The 16,458-nt window shown below is 71.1% G+C and carries 14 protein-coding genes; 2 read left to right on the forward strand and 12 right to left on the reverse strand.

The features are described 5' to 3' along the window. Positions 1-74: 74 nt before the first annotated feature. The gene (locus DFR74_RS01355) at positions 75-713 is read right to left on the reverse strand and encodes a hypothetical protein (protein ID WP_084538160.1); all 639 of its coding nucleotides are present in this window, start codon (positions 711-713) and stop codon (positions 75-77) included. 88 nt (positions 714-801) lie between these two features. Beyond that, positions 802-2,079 carry a histidine--tRNA ligase gene (gene hisS, locus DFR74_RS01360; protein WP_067513915.1) on the reverse strand — a complete coding sequence of 426 codons (1,278 nt, stop codon included), beginning with the start codon at positions 2,077-2,079 and terminating at the stop codon, positions 802-804. Positions 2,080-2,220: 141 nt separating this feature from the next. On the opposite strand from hisS, the gene DFR74_RS01365 reads away from it, so the two are divergent. Together DFR74_RS01365 and DFR74_RS01370 are read left to right on the forward strand one after the other, a co-directional pair. Then, a complete protein-coding gene (locus DFR74_RS01365) occupies positions 2,221-3,090 on the forward strand; it encodes a peptidylprolyl isomerase (RefSeq protein WP_067513904.1) in 870 nt (289 codons plus the stop codon). A gap of 408 nt (positions 3,091-3,498) precedes the next feature. Further along, positions 3,499-4,134, forward strand: a complete 636-nt coding sequence (locus DFR74_RS01370) for a hypothetical protein (RefSeq protein ID WP_067513905.1) — start codon at positions 3,499-3,501, stop codon at positions 4,132-4,134. 77 nt (positions 4,135-4,211) lie between these two features. Here DFR74_RS01370 and DFR74_RS01375 read toward each other — a convergent pair whose 3' ends face one another. From DFR74_RS01375 to DFR74_RS01420, 10 genes are all read right to left on the reverse strand, one after another. Further along, positions 4,212-4,634, reverse strand: a complete 423-nt coding sequence (locus DFR74_RS01375) for a DUF4913 domain-containing protein (RefSeq protein ID WP_067513906.1) — start codon at positions 4,632-4,634, stop codon at positions 4,212-4,214. A gap of 46 nt (positions 4,635-4,680) precedes the next feature. After that, entirely contained in the window at positions 4,681-6,528 is a 1,848-nt protein-coding gene (locus DFR74_RS01380) for a type IV secretory system conjugative DNA transfer family protein (RefSeq protein WP_067513907.1), read from the reverse strand. A 40-nt stretch (positions 6,529-6,568) separates the two neighbouring features. After that, on the reverse strand, positions 6,569-7,120 hold the full coding sequence (locus DFR74_RS01385; protein ID WP_232331912.1) for a hypothetical protein: 552 nt from the start codon (positions 7,118-7,120) through the stop codon (positions 6,569-6,571). Positions 7,121-7,362: 242 nt separating this feature from the next. After that, positions 7,363-8,994, reverse strand: a complete 1,632-nt coding sequence (locus DFR74_RS01390) for a peptidoglycan DD-metalloendopeptidase family protein (protein ID WP_411719590.1) — start codon at positions 8,992-8,994, stop codon at positions 7,363-7,365. A 55-nt stretch (positions 8,995-9,049) separates the two neighbouring features. Beyond that, a complete protein-coding gene (locus DFR74_RS01395; RefSeq protein ID WP_067513909.1) occupies positions 9,050-9,358 on the reverse strand; it encodes a transposase in 309 nt (102 codons plus the stop codon). 169 nt (positions 9,359-9,527) lie between these two features. After that, positions 9,528-11,717, reverse strand: coding sequence for a hypothetical protein (locus DFR74_RS01400; protein WP_113974908.1), 2,190 nt, complete (start codon positions 11,715-11,717; stop codon positions 9,528-9,530). A gap of 7 nt (positions 11,718-11,724) precedes the next feature. Then, positions 11,725-13,212 carry an SCO6880 family protein gene (locus tag DFR74_RS01405; protein ID WP_067504003.1) on the reverse strand — a complete coding sequence of 496 codons (1,488 nt, stop codon included), beginning with the start codon at positions 13,210-13,212 and terminating at the stop codon, positions 11,725-11,727. Further along, positions 13,209-14,672: a hypothetical protein gene (locus DFR74_RS01410; protein ID WP_113974960.1), complete on the reverse strand. Its 1,464-nt coding sequence runs from the start codon at positions 14,670-14,672 to the stop codon at positions 13,209-13,211. The genes DFR74_RS01405 and DFR74_RS01410 overlap by 4 nt, the downstream gene beginning before the upstream one ends. Positions 14,673-14,797: 125 nt before the next feature. Further along, complete coding sequence (locus DFR74_RS01415; RefSeq protein WP_067504006.1) at positions 14,798-15,610, reverse strand: hypothetical protein; 813 nt, start codon at positions 15,608-15,610, stop codon at positions 14,798-14,800. Next, positions 15,607-16,455: a hypothetical protein gene (locus DFR74_RS01420; RefSeq protein ID WP_228790889.1), complete on the reverse strand. Its 849-nt coding sequence runs from the start codon at positions 16,453-16,455 to the stop codon at positions 15,607-15,609. The genes DFR74_RS01415 and DFR74_RS01420 overlap by 4 nt, the downstream gene beginning before the upstream one ends. Positions 16,456-16,458: the final 3 nt, after the last annotated feature.

Genomic DNA, 16,458 nt, shown 5'->3' on the forward strand with positions numbered 1-16,458 from the left:
TGTTCCGTCCCCGAGCCTAATAACCCGCACCGCACGCGGAACCCGGTGGTGAGCAACGCCTCAGCACGCGGTTTTCAGCCGAGTTCGGCGACCTCGCGATCGGTGAGCACCACCGGCGACACGTAGTCCTTGGCCCGCACCAGGCGCACCGCGCGATAGAGCGGACGCTCCTCGAGCCCGGCGTCGCGGGCCTCGGCACGCAACTGCGACACCAGCATCGAGGACACGGCGACCGCCGCGGCCAGCTCGCTGGTGGCCAGCGCGTCGGCCAGTTTGCGCAGGCCCAGCAGGTGCAGTTCCCGGCCGCTGCCCGCGTCGGTGTACATGGCCAGCGGGATCAGCTGGCGCTCCGGCCCGGCCGTCAGCCGCAGCGCCACCCGGCTCAGGCGCGCCGGATAGACCAGCAGCTCCACGCCGTTCGCGCGCGACACCTCGAGGTGGCGTTCGCCGAACAGCCGCCGCACGTGCAGGGTGGTCCCGGTCATCCAGATCCGGCGGCGCCGCAGCGCGACGGTGTACAGCGCCGTCGGCGCGCCCACCACCACGCCGATGGCCACCGCGAGCGGCCAGCTCACCAGCAGCGCGGCCAGCAGGCCCGCGCCCACGCCGATGCCCACCGAGGCCAGCGACAACCTGCGCAGCATCGGCGCGTACATCTCCGGGGCCACCAGATCCAGCCCGACCGGCTCCGGCTGAACGGGTTTCGCGTCCACAGTCCACCTCTCCCGCGAGCCACCGCACCCGTGGCGCGCAGCCACGGTACCCCGCGCCGCGCGCCCGCGGGGGCGGGTCGCCGCCGCGCTACCCGGCGGCCAGCGCCTCGCGCAGCACACCGACCACCTCGTCCAGCGGCACCTGCCGCTGCTCGCCGGTGGACATGTCCTTCACGCCGACGCTGTTCTCGGCCAGATCGCGATCGCCGAGCACCAGCGTGTACCGGGCGCCGGAACGGTCGGCCGCCTTCATCGCGCCCTTCATCCCGCGCCCGCCGTAGGCCAGATCCACGCGCACACCCGCCGCGCGCAACTGCGCCGCGACCACCACCAGGCGCTGCTTGGCGGCATCGCCCAGCGGCGCGCCGAACACGTCGCAGCGCGCCGGATCGCCCGCGGGCTTGCCCTCCTCGCGCAGCGCGAGCACGGTGCGGTCCACGCCGATGCCGAACCCGATGCCCGAGAGCGGCTGCCCGCCGAGTTCGGCCATCAGGCCGTCGTAGCGGCCGCCGCCGCCGATACCGGACTGCGCGCCCAGCCCGTCGTGCACGAATTCGAAGGTGGTCTTGGTGTAGTAGTCCAGGCCGCGCACCATGCGCGGGTTCACCGTGTACGGCACGCCCAGCGCGTCGAGGTGGCCGAGCACCTGCTCGAAGTGCGCCTTCGCCGACTCCGAGAGGTGGTCGATCATGAGCGGCGCGTTCGCGGTGAGCTCGCGCACCTCTGGCCGCTTGTCGTCGAGCACGCGCAGCGGGTTGATCGCCGCGCGGCGCTTGGTCTCCTCGTCCAGCGGGAGCCCGAACAGGAAGTCCTGCAACAGTTCCCGGTACTGCGGGCGGCAGGTGTCATCGCCCAGCGAGGTGATGTCGAGCCGGAACCCGGTGAGCCCGAGCGCGCGGAAACCGGCGTCGGCGATGGCGATGACCTCGGCGTCGAGCGCGGGGTCGTCCACGCCGATGGCCTCCACGCCCACCTGCTGGAGCTGGCGGTAGCGCCCCGCCTGCGGGTTCTCGTAGCGGAAGAAGGGGCCCGCGTAGCAGAGCTTGATCGGCAGCTGGCCGCTCTTGTCCAGGCCGTGCTGGATGACCGCGCGCATCACGCCCGCCGTGCCCTCCGGGCGCAGCGTGAAGCTCTCGCCGTTGCGGTCGGCGAAGGTCCACATCTCCTTGCTGACCACGTCGGTCGATTCGCCGACGCCGCGGGCGAACAGGGCGGTCTGCTCGAAGACCGGCAGCTCGATGTGCCCGTAGCCGGCCAGCCGGGCCGCGTGCACCAGCCCGTCGCGCACGGCGACGAACTCCGACGAGGCGGGGGGCAGGTAGTCCGGTACACCCTTCGGGGCGGTGAAGCTGCTGGTCTTGGTCACGATGGTCCAGTTTCCACCACCGTGGGCCACCAAGTCCAACCGGTTCCGTAGCGTGCGGGGCTCGCCGCACCCCGGAGCGGTCTCAGGAAGGGATGGCACACTCTTACCTCGGATGCAAGCCGATACGGGAGGAACGTGGGAGTGCCGACCAACGAACAGCGACGAGCTACGGCCAAGCGCAAGCTGGAACGTCAGCTGGAGAACCGCGCCGCGCGAGCGCGCAAGCGCAAGCAGATGACCATCGCCGGATCGGTGCTCGGCGTCGTCGTCGTGGTCGCGGCGGTCACGGGTGTCTACTTCCTCACCAAGGGCGAGGACGGCGAGAACAACGCCGCCGAGCCGACCCCGGAGGCCTCGCTGTCGGCGGCGCCGCCGCCCGCGGCCCAGCCCAAGCCGGAGCTGGTGAACTGCGCCTACAACGACGGCGCGCCCGCCGCGAAGCCGGTGCAGAAGCCCGCCAGGACCGAGGGCATCCCCACCACCGGCGGCGACGCGACGGTGAGCGTGAGCGTGGAGACCAGCCAGGGCCCGATCGGCCTGACCCTGAACAACGCCGAATCCCCCTGCACCGTCAACAGTTTCGTGAGCCTGGCGAGCCAGGGCTTCTTCGACGGCGTGGCCTGCCACCGCATGACGGCCGACGAGTACCTGAAGGTGCTCCAGTGCGGCGATCCGACCGGCCAGGGCAACGGCGGTCCGGGGTACACCTTCGCCGACGAGTACCCCACCGATCAGTACGCGCCGAACGCCCCCGAATTGCAGCAGCCGATCAGCTACGCGCGCGGCACGCTGGCCATGGCCAACGCGGGCCCGGCCACCAACGGCAGCCAGTTCTTCCTCGTGTACGGAGACTCGCAGTTGCCGCCGAACTACACCATCTTCGGCACCGTCGACGAGAACTCGCTGTCCACGTTGGACAAGATCGCCGAGATCGGCCAGGACAACGCCAACGGCCCCGGCGACGGCGCACCGAACCAGCCGGTCGTGCTGGAATCGGTACGGCTGGACTGAGTTCGCGCACCCCGCGCCGTCGGGCCCGGCACCGGATTCGGTGCCGGGCCCGACCCGTTCCCGGCGACGGGCGCGATCCCCGCCGTTCCTCCGGTAAGGGTGCCCTCATGCCGGAGATCCTCCGGCGCGTCCGAGCGCGTGTCGGAAATGCGCGTTATATGCTGGTTGCGGCACGCCCGGCCGGTCGTGCCAGGCGTTTCTCGGGTAATCTCGATACACGGAGTTTCCGTGCCGAAGCCGTCCCCGCACGAGGGCGATCCCCGACCGGATGGGAACGCGCGACACGGGTGCTCCGGGTGTCCGCGTTTGCAGGCGGGGCGCCACCGGCGGATCACCGTTCGCCCGGCGGCGTCCGTGACGAAGCACCACAATCATCCATAGTGATCACTGCAGCATCGGGGAGCAGCCATGTCCGAGGAACTGGACGACATCGGTCAGCAGACCGCGGCCATCATGAAGACCATGTTGCAGCTGGCGACCCTGGTCGCGCTGCGCACCCGGGAACGTGGTCAGAAGGAAGCCGAGGCCCGGGCCAAGATCACCGAGGCCCGCCTGAAGGAAGCCCGCGAACTCCAGATCCGCGAGGCCCGCGACAACAAGTCGAAGGACCCGCGCAACCTCGAGCTCGCGCGCCTGGTCGAGAGGGCCGTCCCCACGGTGGAGAAGGCGGCGCCGGGGGTCGAGAAGATCGCGCCGGGCGTCCAGAAAAGCGGTGGCAGCAAGGGTGTTTCGCTGTACAAGGACCGCTACCTCTCGCAGGCCGATACGGCCCACACCGCCATGGCCACCACCGCGACAACCGCCGCCACGGCCGCGAGCCAGCCGCTGATGCGCTACGACTCGACCGAGCGCCGCATGGCCATCGCCGCGCATCTCGCCCGCATCGGCGTCGCCCCCGAACTCGCCGCGGTCCGCATGCTCGTGGAGGTCGGGCAGGGCCAGGCGCTCGAGGACGCGGTGCGCGCCAAGCCCGACGCGCAACGCGCCGTCGGCACCCGCGCCAGGGAGATCGAGGCGCGCGGACTGGAACGCGTACGGCAGTAAGCGTTCTCACGCAACAGCGTTCCCACGGAACTGCGAAAGGTGCCCGCTGCCTCGGCAGCGGGCACTTTCACGTGCGCCTACTGGCGGAAGTTGCCCGCAGTCGGATCGGTCCACATCCCGTCGGTGGGCGTCTTCAACGGCAGCGGACTCAGCATGTCCTTGTGCCCGTTGCGCACACTGCAGTATTTGAACGGGCCGCGCGGATCGAACAGCTTGGCCATGTGCGGGTCGGCGTGGTCGAGGAACCACACGCTCAATCCGGTGCTGCCGTCCCGACGCAGGTGTTCCCACGCCCGCCAGACCGCGTCCAGCCGCGCCGCCGCCTCGGCGTGCTGCCACCATTCGGGGCACCACACGGTGTCGCTGATATCGGTGACCTGACGGCGGTAGACCAGGCTCAAGTAGTTCTCGACGAACTCGACAACGCTGGTGTAGATGGTCGGCGGCTCCGCAGCCGCGGGCGGTTCCTGGCCGGCGGGCGGCTGCTGTTCCTCACTCATGACCGCACCTCACGATCCTCGCACACGGCACTCGACGCTGATTGCCTCACAGTGGCCGAACCTCCTCGACTTGACCGTATTCCTGGGGCGGCTCGGCCTTGGTCAGCGACGGCGAGCCGAACAGGTCCGTGATCTCGGTCTTGCGTTGCGGATCGTGCTGCGCGATCGACTTCTTCACGTCCGCAGAGTACTCGCCCTCCCACCACGGAACGGTGCGCAACAGCACCGCGGGTTGCCCGGAGGTGAACACGATCGCCCGGCCGCGCGGCAGCGTGGTGAGCGCGTTGACGCTGAACGTCTTCGACGACGACAGTGACCGCGAATAGCTCTTGCCGCCTTTGGATTCCGACACCGACTGGGAGATCGCATCGTATTCGCCGATGGCTTCGGACCGGTCGCGCAGGAAGTTCATATCGTCCACGCCGGGACCCAGCACCTTGATATTGGCGGCCGACCACAGCGCCGACATGCCCGCCTCGCCCCAGCAGCGCGCGCCCTGGGCCCAGGACTGCAACACCGTCATCACGACGATGCCGCGCGAGCCGAAGTGGCTGTACTGCTTGGGCAGATCCTTCCAGCGCACCACGTTGGCGGCCTCGTCCAGCACCGCGAGCAGCGGGATCGGCAGCCGCCCGCCGCGCGAGCGGGACGCCTTGCGCATGGCGACGTCGATGACGGCCTCGGTCAGCGCGCTCACCAGCGGGGCGGCCGAGCCGCGGCCCTCCAGCGAGAGGCAGTACAGGGTGCCGTTGCGTTCGATGAACTCGAGTTCGTCGAACTGCCTGCGCGTTTGACCGGTCGCCGGATCGGAGCCCGGCAGGATCCAGTTGTGCACGTTCGACAGTTGCAGGCAGCGCACCATCTTCTTGGCGGTGCCGAAGATGCCGCTGCGGGTGCGCGGGTCGGCGTTGTACTGCATCGCCAGACCCGAGGCGATGAAGTCGTGGCGGACGCCGCGCAACAGCTCGATCGGTTCGGTGTCGACCGGATTGGTCACCCAGCCCCAGACCTGCGTGATGGGTCGCTGGGCCACCGCCGCGGCGAGGAACAGCGCGGCGAGCAGGTCCTCGGCTTCCGGATCGAAGAAGTTGTCGTCGGATTTGCCGCTCTCGCCGCCATTGTCGGCGTCGGCGAAGTGACCGGCCAGGCGCTGGGCCCGCATCTCGCACCCCTCGCGCCCGGCGTCCACCCAGGCCAGCGGATTCCAGTACCAGCTGGGACTCTCGTCGGCGACGCCCTGCGGGTCGAACACGAAGGTGGGGCTGCCCTTGGACTCACGCACGTCGCGCGTCGCGTCCACCACGTCGCGCTTGTTCGAGGTGGCCAGCACCGGCCCGATGGCCGACAGGATCGCCGGGATCACCCGCGAGGTGGACTTGCCCTGGCGCGGACCCCAGATGTCGAGGTGCAGATCCTCGTACGAGCCGTAGAGCATCACGCCGTCGGCGACGCCGATGCCCAGCGGCACGCCCGGCGCGTCGTCGTAGCCGAGCCGCATGCCCAACTGCTCGGCCTTCTCGCGCACCCCGGCCTCGGTGAGGCCGTAGATCGCGCCGCCCGAGCCCATGTACTGGGCCTTCTCGTCCACCGGCAGCGCGCCCTTGCCCTGTCGTTTGCGCAACTGCCTGCGCACCAGGATGATCGCCACCACGGTCAGCAGCACCAGCAGCACGATGACCGTGGACGCGGTCGGCCAGGTGAAGCGCCCGCGCGCCAGGCCCGCGACGATCTCGATCGGGTTGATCGGGAAGTCCTGCGGCGTCGCCGACATCCGGTTGCCGAGTTGCAGTGCGATCCACAGGGTTCCGAGCACACCGAAACCGGCGTAGACGGCGTAGAGGCCGAGATCGGGTCCCGGGTCGGCGGGATCCGTGACCTTTTTCTTCTTCGCCATGTCTGCCTCCTCGAATGGCCTTGCGGGGTAATGCCTGTCGTCAGCGGAACGCGTCGAGCCGCCAGCCCTCGGGCGTCTGCACCACCGTGGCGATCACGGTGGCGGGCGGCAGCTGTTCGCGGCGCCCGTCGGCGCGCACCACGGTCTGCTCGATGCCGATCTTGTACTGCCGCACCGCGGGATCGGCGCCCTCGGGCGGCCGCTCCCCCGACGCGAACGTGAACGCCTCCACGGTGACGCCCGCCTGCGCCCACTCCGCCCACTGCAGTGAGGGTCTCGGCGCCTCGGCACCGGTGGGCTCGGTGTCCAGCATTCGTATCATGCTGGGGCCCAGCCACTTCCGCGCGCGGTCCACGGAGTCTCCCGGTTCCTCGGTGGCGGGGTACCAGGTGAAGATCTCCTGCAGCGCCGCGACGGCGACACCGTCGGGGGTCACCGGGTCGGGCGCGGGCACCTCCTCGAGCAACCGCGTGGTCGACGTGGCGGCACCCGGCGCACCGGACTCCGGATCGCCGTCGTCGCTGCCGCAGGCCGCACCCACCATCGCCACGCTCAGCACCAGCATCACCACCAGTTTCGCGCGCGCGTTCACCCTGTCCACCCAGGCTAACCGGCGGGACCCGTACCGCGCCCGCCCATTCGGCTCCCGAGTTCCGGCGTGTTCGCGCGCGACACCCTCACGACCGCATCCGCCGGCACACCCCCGGCCGATGCCGCGACCGGAAGCGAGATCGCGCGCCACCCCGGGCGGGCGCGCGCCCGCACCGGATCGGCGACCCGCCGCAACGGCTCGCGCGTCGCGGCCCGGCCCTGCGGTTCCCGCACGTCTCCCGTTCACAGCACCCTCCGCACCCGCGCGTCACCCGGAACCGCCACCTCGCGCACACCGCCACCGGCACCGGCGCCCGCCGCCGGCACGGACTGGATCATCCGCCCGTCCCCGGCGTATACGCCCACCTGGGCGGGCCCGCGCGGTCCGAACGAGTGGAAGACCAGATCGCCCGGTTCGGCGCGGCTCATCGACACCTCGCGGCCCGCTTCCCACTGCTGTTCGGCGGTGCGCGGCAACGTCACCGCACCGCCCGAGGCCGCGAACACCGCGGCCGCCGTGAGTCCCGGTCCGTCCAGGCCGCCGTCGCTGGGCCCCTGCGGGCCGCCGCCGCCCCACACGTACGGGGTGCCGAGCCAGTCGTGCGCGGCTTCCACCACTTGTTCGCCCGGCGAACCCTCGCCCGGACTGAACCGCCCGGTGGAGCCGGGCGCACGGTACTGCGCCTCCATCGCCAGGATGTTCGCCACGTACGGCCTCGTCTCCGACCAGTGCGCCGCGTACTGGTTGGGCATGCCGCCCGAGGCCAGTACCGCGCCCTCGCCGGCGTTGTAGGCGGCCAGCGTGAGCGAGGTCAGATCGCCCTGCACCCGGCCCTCGGCCTGCCACTGCTTGATCTTGCCCGCGATGGCGCACATGTAGCGGCCCTGGCCGATGATCGCGTCGCCGTCGTCCCACACGCTGGCCACGCCGTTGCCGTCGGCGTCGATGACATACGGGCGCCCGTCGTCCGGGTTGGTGCTCGTAGCGGTGCCGGGGAGGAACTGCGCCAGGCCCTGCGCGCCCGCGGGCGAGGTGAGACCGCGCCGGAAACCCGACTCCTGACGTCCCTGCGCCGCCAGCAGCGAGGGCGTGATCTCCGGGCACAGCGACCCCGCCCGGCGGTACCAGATCTCCAGTTCCGGCGGCACCTTGCCCGCCGCCAGCGCGCCGCCCGCGGTGCCGAACCCGAGCTGGCAGCGCGGGTCGGCCGAATACCACTGCGCGCCACCGAGATCCGGTGTCGGCGCGCCGTCCAGCCACGGCATCGGGTCGATCTGGCGGCCGCCGGTGAAGCGCCCGCCCGGCACGATCTCGAAATGCAGGTGCGGGCCGGTGGATTCGCCCGCCGAACCGACCAGGCCGATCTGCTGGCCCGCACGCACCGTGTCGCCGACGCGCACCAGCACGCCGTGATCCCACATGTGCCCGTAGACCGCCGAATAGCCGCGCCCGTTGGTGTCGATCGAGTCGACCACGATCCAGTTGCCGAAGCCCGAGGCCGGTCCGGCCGCCACCACGCGGCCGTCGGACACCGAGAAGATCGGCGTGCCGTCGGCCGCGGCCATATCGACGCCGCGGTGCCCGCCGCCGCGCGAACCGAACACGTCGGAGACGGTGTAGGTGCCCGCCGCCATCGGCATCGTGCGCCGGATCGGACCGACACCCGCCGCCAGCGACGGCGTCGCGGTCGCGGTCGGATTCGCCTGCGCGTCCGTGGATTCCGCCGCCACGCGCTGATCCCCCGGCGCGACACCGCCCAGCGGGGGCAGGTCGGTGCCCGACGGGCCGAGGACGGACTGGCCCTCGCACGGGTCCTCCACGGCGGGCAGCACGACGACAAGTACGAGTGCCATGAGCCCGACGACCACGCTCATGACGCCCCAGAGGATCCCCTTGGCGCTCACGGTGCCCTCACCTCGACGGGAGCGGTCACGTGCGCCGTTGCGCTTCGTTCAAGGTGTCGGCGAGGGTGCGGTTCATCTCGGCCGCCGCGGCCAATTGCTGTTGCAGCAGCGCCACTTTGCGGCGCAGCGCGACGGCGTCCATCCGCTCCAGGCCGGGGCCCTCCGCCGCGCGCACCCAGTTGCGGACCGAATTGGTGTGCACGCCGATCTGATCGGCCACCACCCGGCACGCCTCGGATTCGCTGCTCAGCGTGCCGGTGAGCGCGAGGACCTGCTCCACGGCGGCCTTGCGCACCTCCGGCGAGACCCTGCGATACGAACGATGCGGCATCATGCGGCACCCCTTCCACCGAACGCCACCGCCCGTTGCGACGCCCGGATCCTCTCGCCGAGTGCCGCAGCCCGATGCGGCGCCCGGTTCCACACGCCGGACGCCCGTTGGGGCGCTCGGCTTTTCGCTCCCGTCCGACAGCGCTGTGCAGCTTCGCCTACCGGACGGTATCTCATGCCGCACTTCCGTTCGGGGATTCGCCGCCGGTGCCGCCGGATCGGCCGGTACCGCCGGTGAATTCGCTGAACCGCTGGTTGGTGTCGTGGATACCGCTCTCCTTCTCCGAGAGCGTGAACTCCATGTGGAACGGAATGCCGGGCCTGCGGTCCTCACCGATCTTCAGCAGGAACTTGCCGGTGCCCGGCGGCGAGGGCCGCTGCTGTCCCGGTTTGAGCGCCTCACCCGTAAGTGCCTGCGGCGCCGACCATCCCGTCACCATCTCCTCCTCGGCGGAGGTGAACGGGACGGTGCTGTCGAGTCGTTTGACCTCCTCGGCGGGCAGCGCGCCGAAGATCTTGGCGCGCGCGCGTTCCAGGAAGCCGAGCGCCTTGGCGATGGCGGCCTCCGAACCGAGCGACTGGAGATCCTTGATGGTGTGGCTGATCATGATCAGCGCCGTGGCCAGGCCGCGCTGCAGACGGGTGAGTTCGTCGACGCGGTCGACCATGAAGTCGCCGAGCCCGAGCACCTGCCACAGCTCGTCCATCACCACCTGGAAGTAGCGCTGCGGGCCCAGATTCGCGTCGGCCAGCACGTGCGCGGCCTCCACGGAGGCGAAACCGTCGGCCCAGCAGGCCAGCATGACGGCGGCCTTGAGCTTCTTGTCGCCGGTCGGGATGTGCGAGACGTCGATGCACACCGCGACGGCGTCGGTGTCGATCGGCACGGAGGTCTGCCCGTTGAACACCGCGCCGAACGGGCCCTGGGTGAGCGCGCGCAGCGAGCGGCGCAGTTCCTTGATCGCGATCTGGTATTCGCCGGGATCGTCGGCGCCCGCGTCCAATTGGAGTTCCTCGCCGCCCGCGACGATCACCTCGAGCAGGTTCTCCATGATCGGCGGCCGGTCGGGGGTGTAGCCGCTGCCCTCCTGGTAGAGGATGCGCAGCGCGGTGGCGATGAGGGTCTCCTCGTAGTCGCGCACGCGCGCGCCGCGCACCAGCTCCACCAGGCCCGCGATGAGCGTGACCTGGCGGGCGCGCAGATCCTGCAGCACCTGCAGGCGCAGCGCGGGGAACTCGTCCAGGAGCGGCACCACCGAGCCGAGTACGCCCGCCGCCAGCGGGTTGAGTTTGCCGTGACCGTAGCCGAGGTCGATGACCTGGCCGCCGACCAGTTCCACCATCCGGCGGTAGTCGGGTTTCACGTCGGCCAGGATCAGCGGCGTGATGCCCTGCGCGATGCCGCCCAGCACGATCCGGCGCACCAGCGAGGACTTGCCGAAACCGTTGAGCCCCAGCACGAAAAGGCTCGGCGCGGTGATGAAGCTGCCGCGCATGAACCAGTTCATGGGGTCGAAGCAGACCGGCGCGCCGGTGTGCAGGTGCGAGCCGAGCGGTGTGCCGATCAGCGGCGCGCCCGCGCCCACCGACCACGGCCACAATCCGGCGACCTGCGCCGTGGTGGCGCGGTATTCGACGGGGCGGCCCACCACGTTCATCCGTCCGCCGCCCGGCCCGGCGTAGCCGCGGGCGGTGAGTTGCGCTGTGCTGCGGTCGAATCCGTCCTCGACGGTGAGCTCGGCGCGCGCGGCGTAGTTGCGGCGGCGGATATCGTCGGTGCGCACCCGGAAGGCGGCCCACGCGGCGCGCAGGCCGGAGCCCTCGCGCGCGGTCTCCTCGAGCCGCGCCCGCGTGACATCGTCGAGCAGCGGCGGCCCGGACTGTTTCTTCTTCTCCGCCCTGGCTTTCGCGCGCTGCGCCGCCTTGTCGGACACGCCCATCGCGCGGTCGGCGGCATCGTCGGCGCGCGGGCGGGCGGGCCGCTTGCCGCGCCGGGCCGGCTCCTCGCGGGGCGGCCTGCCGCGCCCGGCGCTCGCCCTGGCGCGCTCGGCGGCGGCGCGTTCGGCCCTGGCGCGGTCGCCGAGCGAACGCTCCCCGTGCGGGCGTTCGACATACCCGCGCTCGCCGTGCGGACGTTCGGCACGGGCCCCGTCGGGGCGGGGACGCGGCCTGCGTTCCCCGTCCCGTGGCGCGCGGCGTTCGTCGACGCCGATGCGCTCGTCGCCGCTCATACGCGGCGCGCCCCGACCCGAGCGGCGTTGCGGCGCTTCGTCGTAGCCCGCGTGGTAGCCCTCCGGCTCCCGGCGTGCCCGGCGTGCCGCCTCGTCGCGCTCCCGTACCGGAGGCTCGTGGTCCCGTGCCATGAATCGCTCACCCCGCCAATGCCTTCGGAATGGTCGCGTGTTCCGGCAGGATCACCCCGCACCCGAGCGAGGCCGCGAAGGCCGCCGCCTGGTACCGGTAGCACCGCCGGATCTTGAGTCGCGCCTGGGTGGACAGGTCGCGCGTGATGGCCTCGATGCGCGGCAGGTCACCGCGCATCGGCTCGGTGATCGTGACCAGCGCGCCGAAGCGGGTCACGCCGTGGCCCCTGGCCTGCTCTTCGCGGGCCTGCTGGGTGGCGCCGACGCGCAGCGTGGCGGCGGCCGAGACCACGCCGCGCTCGCTCTGCTGGGCCACCAGCGCGTTCTTGAAGTCGTCGTCGACGATCTCGGCGGCGTCGGCGGCCGAATGCGGACGGTAGACGATGGCGATGCGCTTGCGCGGCACCTCCGGATTCGGCGCGAGCAACCGCTGCAGCACCCGTTCGTCCACCGCGCCCTCGGGAGCGGCGTCCATCTCCCAGGTCACCGAGCGGCCGCCGTCGTGCACGAAGTGATCCCACTTCTCATCGTGCGAGATCGGGCCCGCGTCGGCCCAATCCAGGCCGTGCCCTTCGGGTTCGGAGGCGGCGACCTCGAGATCGGCCTGCGAGGCCGGATCGTAGCTGCGCCGGATGAAGGAGATCACCTCGTCGGCCGACATGGGCTGGGCGCGCACGCCCGCCTCGGCCAGCGCCGCGCAGATGCCCGGCAGGCGGCGGCCGATCTCGACGGCCTCCTCGGCGGGGTTCTTGCGCCGCTCGGCGGTGGTGGCCTTGAACGTGATCGCCACGCGCGGCAGCAGCTGCACCCGCTCCTGCGGCAGTTCGGTGGCCAGCTCGTACATCACCTGCTGAGCCAGGTCCGGCGCGTCGGGCCGGGTGATCGCGGAAACCTCGGTGAGCAAACGGTTTCCGGTCTCGGGCACGGTGTCGATCACCGGCACCACGGCGACGATGTCGCTGGTCTGGCCCATCGAGGCGAGGAAGGTGCCCCACGCCGAGACCCAGCGGTCGATCACCGGCTGGTCCACCGCCTCGTGGCCCTGCGGCCAGGCGCGCAGCACCACCGTGTACTGCGCGAACTGCGGCAGGTGAATCATGCCGAAGCTGTAGCCGCCCGCGTCGATGCCCTCGTAGAGCTTCGAGGGCGCCAGCAGGCCCGGCAGCCGGGTCACTCCGCCCGGGATGCGGGAGAAGCGGCCGCCCCGGTACACGTGCTCGCCGCGATTACGCGAGCGCATCCAGTTGAACATCATCAATCCCGTCTCGTAGCCCGAACGGCCCCCGGTGCGCCACACCAGGGGCACCATGATCAACGCGCCGGTGCCGCCGACGATCAGACCCCATTTGAAGCCGCCGAACATCGCGCAGAGCAGCGCCGTGATCACGACGACGAAGCCGATGACGGTCTCCTCCCAGCGCAGGCCGAAAAGGCCCGCGCTGCGCGGCTTCTGCCACAGACCGTAGGAACGGCGCTCGTAGGTGTCGGTCGTCATCGCGGAATGGTGCTCCTCCCGAGGTCGGGCGAACGGTTCGCCCAGCGGTCGCCCGCCACGTCACCCATGGACTGGTCGGCGTTGCGCAGCGGTGTCGTCGCGGCCTGGGCCGCGCCCGCCCGGCCCGCCGCGCGCGAGGCACCGGACGGTACCCCGGCCGCGGCCTGTTGCGGCGTCTGACCCGCCGCTCCCCCGCCGCCACCGCCGCCGCGCGGAGGCGGCGCCGGGCGCGGTGAGCCACCGCGGCCCGCGCCACCCGGCGGGCGCGGGCCCGAACCGCTGCCGCTCACATAGCCGGCCTGGCCGGGGCCCGCGGCCGCCTTCACGCCGACGGCCTTGGTGCCCATCGCGCCGAGCGCCAGCGCGCCGACCACGGCGCCGCCGGTCCAGGCCAGACCCGAACCGCCAGAACCGACGGTCGCGACGGCCGGGGTCACCAGGCGCATCAGGGCGGGCAGCACGAACGCCACGCTGCACAGCAGCACGATCGCGACCAACATGCGCTGGGCCTCCTCGCCGTCGGGCAGCCCCGTGGTGGAGGTGAGTCCGTCGACGTGGCCCGCGGTGGTGAACGCGATCATGTACACGATCGCCGCCACCGGTTTGAACAGCATGAACGCGATGATCCAGCCGATCAGCTTCTGATACGACTGTTTACCGACGTTCATCCCCGACGCGGCCGCCGCCAGGGGCAGCGCGCCCGCCGCGATGATCAGCAGGCCTTGGCGCACGATGGCGAACACGATCTGGGCGAGCGCGCCGAGCAGGCCGACGATCGCGATGATCAGCACCAGGCCGGGCGAGAAGGCTTGGAGCTTACTGGTTTTCACCATCAGCTCGGCCATGTTCTTGGCGTTGCCGTCGGTGGAGTCGTTGATGATCCACTCGGCGAACCGGTCCGAGGCCACCGTGCCCGCCACGATCACCGCGCCCAGCATCCAGGAACTGAACACCACCCTGGCGAACATGCGGAACGATTCGGCCGCCTCGCTCACCGCCGCTCCGCGTCTGGCCTCGGCCAGTCTCGCGCCGGTGAGGATCACCGAGGCGATCAGCAGCAGGATCTGCAATTGATAGGTGTAGTCCTGGATCTTGGTGAACAGCGAACCGCCGTCGCTGGCCGCCTCGTTGGGCACGTTCATCCAGAACGTGAGCGCCAGGATGATGGCCTCGCCGAGACCGTTCATCAGCGAGTCGACCACCTTGCCGAAGGTGGAGTCCCACGCGGCGTCCTTCACCGTGGTGGCCGCGTCGCCCGGATGCGAGGCGGCGTTGCCCGCCTTGCACACCGCGGAGGCGGCGTCACCCAGCGAGATGCCGGGCAGGCCGACGTCGTCGAGGGTGTCGTGGATCTCGTTGCAGGTCTCGTCGAAGCCGTAGGTCTGACCGTAGGCGACGGTCGGCGTCGCGATCATCACCGTGCAGATGACCGCGAAGATCGTCAGGAGCTTCTTCACCATGCTGTCCACCCCTCGCTTGGTCGCAGGGACTCGATCCGGACTGGCAACTGGCACCCGGGCCTTTCTCACGAGCTGGACGGTGGGGTGTTGCTGAGGTTGCTGGGTTTCCTCGGTTTGCGTCGCGCTCACCATCGCGTCCACCCCTCGAGCGATTCGATCAGTTCGGTCTGAGCGCCGTTGCTCGTCGCGGGTTTGAGCCGCCAGTCGCCCGCGTCCCACACCATCACCAGGCGCAGGGCGGCCCACAGCTGTCTGCCGTCGACCACCGGCCCGCGCGAGGCGAACCGGACGATGGCGAGATCGTCGGCGTAGTTCTCCACCTTGAACGCGTCGGGGGCGACGAAGTATCTGGTCACCTTCTCCGGCTGCTGCTCGGGCAGGCGGTCCTCCTCCAGCGCGCGATCGTAGGCGGCGATCTGCTGCGCGGAGACGCGCACCTGGCGCACGTACAGGTCGCGGTCGGCCGGGCGGGCGTTGAGGCGGTAGGTGATCTGGGCGGCGGCCAGCGCCGCGCCCTGCGGGGTGTGCGCGTACCCGACCGCCAAGCCGTCCTCGATGCGGCTCGGGCCGTCGGAGGTCGAGAACGGCACCGACGCGCCGTAGACCCGTTGCCAGCCGCGCGGTTCGGTGGTCCCCACGGGCGCGCCGGTGAGCCAGTCGGGATCGCCGGAGTGGCGCTGCAGCGACGGATCCTGCGGAAGCGGTTGTCCCGCAGGGTTGTTCGGGACGTCGACGCGCCTGCCGAAGATGTCGACCTCGGGGGTGGCGAAGCCCTCGCCCGTGGTGGCGGTGAGTTCGGCGTCGCCGGTGTCGGGTGTCGCCTCGTCGCGGTTGAGGTACACCACCGCGCCCACGATGACGATGAGCGCGAGCAGCGCGGCGGAGGCGACCCCGCCGAAGGAGACGCGGTCGCGCGCGTACGACCCCTTCTCGCTCACTGCGGCGCCTCCAAAGTCACGATGTCGGTGGGTAGTTCGTCGATGGCGTCGACCGGCCGTGCGGTCGACTCCGATTCGGGCAGTCGTAATCTCCAGTCCTCGGCGTACCACTCCACGACGGTGTGGTTCACGGCGCGGGAGCCATCGGAGTATTCGGTGTAGACGTCCACCGCGGATCGCTGCTCGGTGTATTCGGTGATCCGGTAGCCGAGCAAACGCGGGGCGTACTCCGGATCGGCGGGTCCGGTGATGGACAGCTGCACCCGCGCCACCGACCACTCGTCGCGCGCTGTGCTCGGAATCACTTCCGCCGCAACCACCTTCGGCCACTGGCTGTCGCTGGCGACGGACAGGCGCACCGTGTGGGTGATGGCGGCGACCGCCGCGCCGGGCGGGGTGCGGTCGAATCCCGTTGCCGCACCGCCGTCCTCGGTCTTCGGCCCCTGGTCGGTGTGCGGCAGCGCGACGCCCTGGAAGCTCTGCCAGCGCACGCCGCTCGGCGGTTCGGACAGGTCGGGGCCCGCGGCCTCGTCACCGCCGCCGCAGCCCACGGCCGCGGCCAGCAGCACCGCGCCGACCACACCCGCGGCCGGTCGGCGGGCACCGCGCCGTCCGCGCGCCGGAATGGGGCGTGCCGACGGGTGGGTGTGTACCCGCGCCGTGGCGCTCATGAGCGGCTGTGCCACCACGTCGGTGAGCGACCGCACCCCGGCACCCGTGCGCGGCTGGGCCGCTGCCGGATTCCTGCGCGCCGACGCAGCCGTGTCCGCGTGCGACAGCGCCGTCGTGCCGAGGCACGCCGACGCCGACGTAAGTGAGAACGGCTGCGCCACTGTGCGGTTCATCGA

It is taken from the genome of Nocardia puris (assembly GCF_003315035.1).
GTDB classification, from domain to species: Bacteria; Actinomycetota; Actinomycetes; order Mycobacteriales; family Mycobacteriaceae; genus Nocardia; species Nocardia puris.

Coding starts and splice junctions, on each gene's coding strand:
- DFR74_RS01370 (WP_067513905.1), top strand. CDS start 3,499: ATGTCCGAGGAACTGGACGACATCGGTCAGCAGACCGCGGCCATCATG.
- DFR74_RS01375 (WP_067513906.1), bottom strand. CDS start 4,634: ATGAGTGAGGAACAGCAGCCGCCCGCCGGCCAGGAACCGCCCGCGGCT.
- DFR74_RS01380 (WP_067513907.1), bottom strand. CDS start 6,528: ATGGCGAAGAAGAAAAAGGTCACGGATCCCGCCGACCCGGGACCCGAT.
- DFR74_RS01390 (WP_411719590.1), bottom strand. CDS start 8,994: ATGAGCGTGGTCGTCGGGCTCATGGCACTCGTACTTGTCGTCGTGCTG.
- DFR74_RS01395 (WP_067513909.1), bottom strand. CDS start 9,358: ATGATGCCGCATCGTTCGTATCGCAGGGTCTCGCCGGAGGTGCGCAAG.
- DFR74_RS01400 (WP_113974908.1), bottom strand. CDS start 11,717: ATGGCACGGGACCACGAGCCTCCGGTACGGGAGCGCGACGAGGCGGCA.
- DFR74_RS01405 (WP_067504003.1), bottom strand. CDS start 13,212: ATGACGACCGACACCTACGAGCGCCGTTCCTACGGTCTGTGGCAGAAG.
- DFR74_RS01410 (WP_113974960.1), bottom strand. CDS start 14,672: ATGGTGAAGAAGCTCCTGACGATCTTCGCGGTCATCTGCACGGTGATG.
- DFR74_RS01420 (WP_228790889.1), bottom strand. CDS start 16,455: ATGAACCGCACAGTGGCGCAGCCGTTCTCACTTACGTCGGCGTCGGCG.